The 3,309-nt window shown below is 43.5% G+C and carries 2 protein-coding genes; both read right to left on the bottom strand.

Going from position 1 to position 3,309, the window contains the following annotated elements:
• On the bottom strand, positions 1-1,341 hold a 1,341-nt coding region (locus tag ACWXW9_RS28895; RefSeq protein WP_494932192.1), incomplete at its 3' end, for a condensation domain-containing protein.
• Positions 1,342-1,351: 10 nt separating this feature from the next.
• Positions 1,352-3,309: condensation domain-containing protein (locus tag ACWXW9_RS28900; RefSeq protein WP_494932193.1), on the bottom strand; the 1,958-nt coding region annotated here is incomplete at its 5' end.

The raw sequence follows: 3,309 nt of genomic DNA on the forward strand, positions 1-3,309 counted from the left end.
TTTCTCTTCTGGCAGAATAATGTCTACTTCGTTCAAAACTACACCAGCATGTAAAACCACGGTGCGAGCGATTTCTTCAACATGTCGACCCAATCGATCTATATATTCCGGTTCGTACAATAGACCGTTATAGCTGAATTTCATCCGTAGTGTCTCACCGGGCACAACGTTAAGGTTGAAGGAATAATTAGTCTGTTCAAAACCAGCCATCTCCGAAACCGCTAAACTGTTTTCGTCCTCGTGATCGGAGACTTCCTGCATACCCGGAAAATTTTCAAAGGCCAAAATATGATGTATCAGATTGCTCTTCAGCATACTACCCGACTGAATATCAGCAAGGGGCACATAATGGTGTTGCCCAGCCTCCATAACCGAATGCTGTACATGCTGGACAAACTCCGAAAAAGCAAGATTGTCCTCTTCACTCCAAATGCGTACGGGAATAGTATTGATAAATAGGCCTACCATATTTTCTGCTCCCGGAATATCTGATGGGCGGCCGGAAACTACAGAGCCAAATACTACATCGCGGGTGTTATTGTATTTCATCAACAGCAGACCCCAGATGGAGTGAAACAATGTACTCAAAGTAACCTTAAGCTCTTTTGCCAGAGACTCCAACTGAGCTGTTAATTGTGGATCAAAACTAAAGGTTTGCTGCTGTGGATCGTAGCCAATAGGGCTCCCTTTACCACTCGTAGGCAAGATACTTTGCTGTTCAAAACCATCCAAATATCGCTCCCAAAACGTAAGCGCTGTATCCGTATCCTGTTTGTCCAACCATTTCAAGTAATTTTCATAAGAGGGTGCTTCACCAAGCTGAACTGGCTCCTTCTTTTGCAATGATGTATAGATTTGAAACCATTCCTTCAGAACGATTTCTAAGCACCATCCATCCATGATGATGTGGTGGAAGCTAACGATCAGCTTGTAAACATCAGACGCACATTGCAATATGGAGACCCGGAATAACTCATCCCGGGTGATATCAAATCCGTTGGCCTTATCACGTTGAACAAACTGTTCTATATAGGCCGCCTGGTTAGATTGCTCCAGTGAAGAAATGTCTTCAAAGTGAATTGCTGGCTGCTTCTGCCGGAATACGATCAATTTAGGCTCTTCAATATTGGCGTGAAAAACATTGCTGCGTAATATCTCATGGCGCTCAAATAGAAGAGAAAGACTTCGGTCCAGAAGCTCCACTTCGAGTAAGCCCTTTAAGGTAAGACTCACTTGTTCAAAATAGGCGTACGAAGTTTGATCTAGCAAGCTATGAAACAAGATTCCTTGCTGCATCGGGGTTAATCGGAATATACTTTGAATTTGCAGATCTTTACTCATAATCCACCGCCTACGAAGATGTATTATTTTTATAGTACGCCATAATTTCATCCAAATCGCCAATCGAAAGATTCTCATTGCTCACATCTGCTGGAGTCCATTCCTTCTCCTTCTTTTCGGAGCAATGCTCAATGATCTCCTGTAAACGACCTTGCAAGAAATCCCCCAACTTTTGAATGCTCGATTCCGCATATTCACAACTGCTATACTCTATCCCGAGGGTTAATACCCCCTGTTCGATACTGCCATTAATATCAAGCGCAAATGGTGTCTCTGTCTCCTCACTTACAGTCCGGCCTGGGGAACAATTTGATTCGACAAATAAAGGCGCAACGGAGCCTGAATCAATTTGTCCGTGATAATTAAACCGGATTTCAGGAGCAAAATGTACATGATTATTACTTTTAAATTCGCGTGGGGTCATATATTCTAAAATTCCGAAGTCAATGCCCTTATTAGGAACACGTCGTAACGCTTCCTTGGTCAGCTTAATTTGATAAGATAAATCGGCTTTATGCTTCATATCCAGATGAATAGGATACATGGTAGTAAACCAACCTACCGTTCTGGTTATATCTATATCATCAAAAATCTGTTCCCGTCCGTGTCCTTCCAGCAAAATGATAAATTCGTCATCATCGGTCCAATCTTTCAACGCCAATCCAAAAGCTGCCAACAGTAGATCGTTTACATTAGTACCGTAAGCCTTGTGAACATCCTTCTGCAGACGATCCGTTTGTTGTTTGGAAAGCTGTACGTTGCAGATTTTCAGGTCTTTCCCTCTTCTATCAGCGGCCGGATAGTCTTTGTGAAGTGGTTTACTGGCATGACTAATCACATTCTCCCAATAACGCTTGTAACGAGCGGGACGCCCACCCTTCGCATCATTACGAAGGCGATGTGTCCAATCCTTCCATGAATGGGTCTTTGCTTGGAAGAGGATTTCTTCATTTTTAAGCGCCTGCATATACCCCTTCTCCAAATCTTCCAATAGGATTCTCCAAGAAACTCCATCTACCACCAAATGATGAATCGCAAGTAATAAGTGATCACCTTGAGCGGTGTGAAACAAACCCGCTTGCACAAGAGGACCCTTTTCTAAATTCATACGCCGCTGAATCGCTTCGCTGAGGGCTTGGATTGCTTCCTCAATGGATGACTCATGACTTACATCCAGAACGGTAAGAGCATACGCCTTTCGATTCGTACCGTGAATGATGGGAATAATTCTGTCCTGATTCGCTGTATAAGTCATTCGTAACGCATCATGATGTTCAGTCAGCTTACACAACACCTGATCCACCAATTCTTCCTTCCATCCATTTTGGCTATACAACATGACGGCTTGGTTCCAATAGTTTGATTCAGTGAATTTTTGCTCAAAAAACCATCTTTGGATGGGTGACAGTTCAGCCTCCCCTTCGATAATCCCTTGTTCGGCTTGAATACTGACTGCTCTCAAATCCGGAGTCAGGCTACCTATCGTCTGATGACGGAAAAGGTCCTTAATTTCCATACGAAATCCGTGCTTACTTAGACGTGAGGAAATCTGAATAGCTTTAATCGAATCCCCGCCCAGTTCAAAAAAATTATGATTCGTTCCGATAGGGGCATAGCCAAGAACTTCTTGCCAGATCTCTGCCATCAATGTTTCCATCTTATTGGAAGGAGAAACATAATCTACTTCAATCGACAGCCTGTCATCAGGCTCAGGTAATGCTTTTCTGTCAATCTTACCGCTCGATAAATAAGGCATAGCTTCCATAGACACTATATAAGCAGGCACCATGTACTCGGGTAGGACATCTTTAATACGAGCCTTTAATGCTTGTGCGTTTAATTCCTTAGCATGTTCAACATAGGCGCATAAGGAGCTTCCCCCTGAACGGTCATCACGAGCAAGCACCACTGCCGCCTGGACGCCTTCATGGGCCAATAGTGCCGCTTCAATCTCACCCAGCTCGATCC

This window comes from Paenibacillus sp. LT-B23 (genome assembly GCF_059417685.1).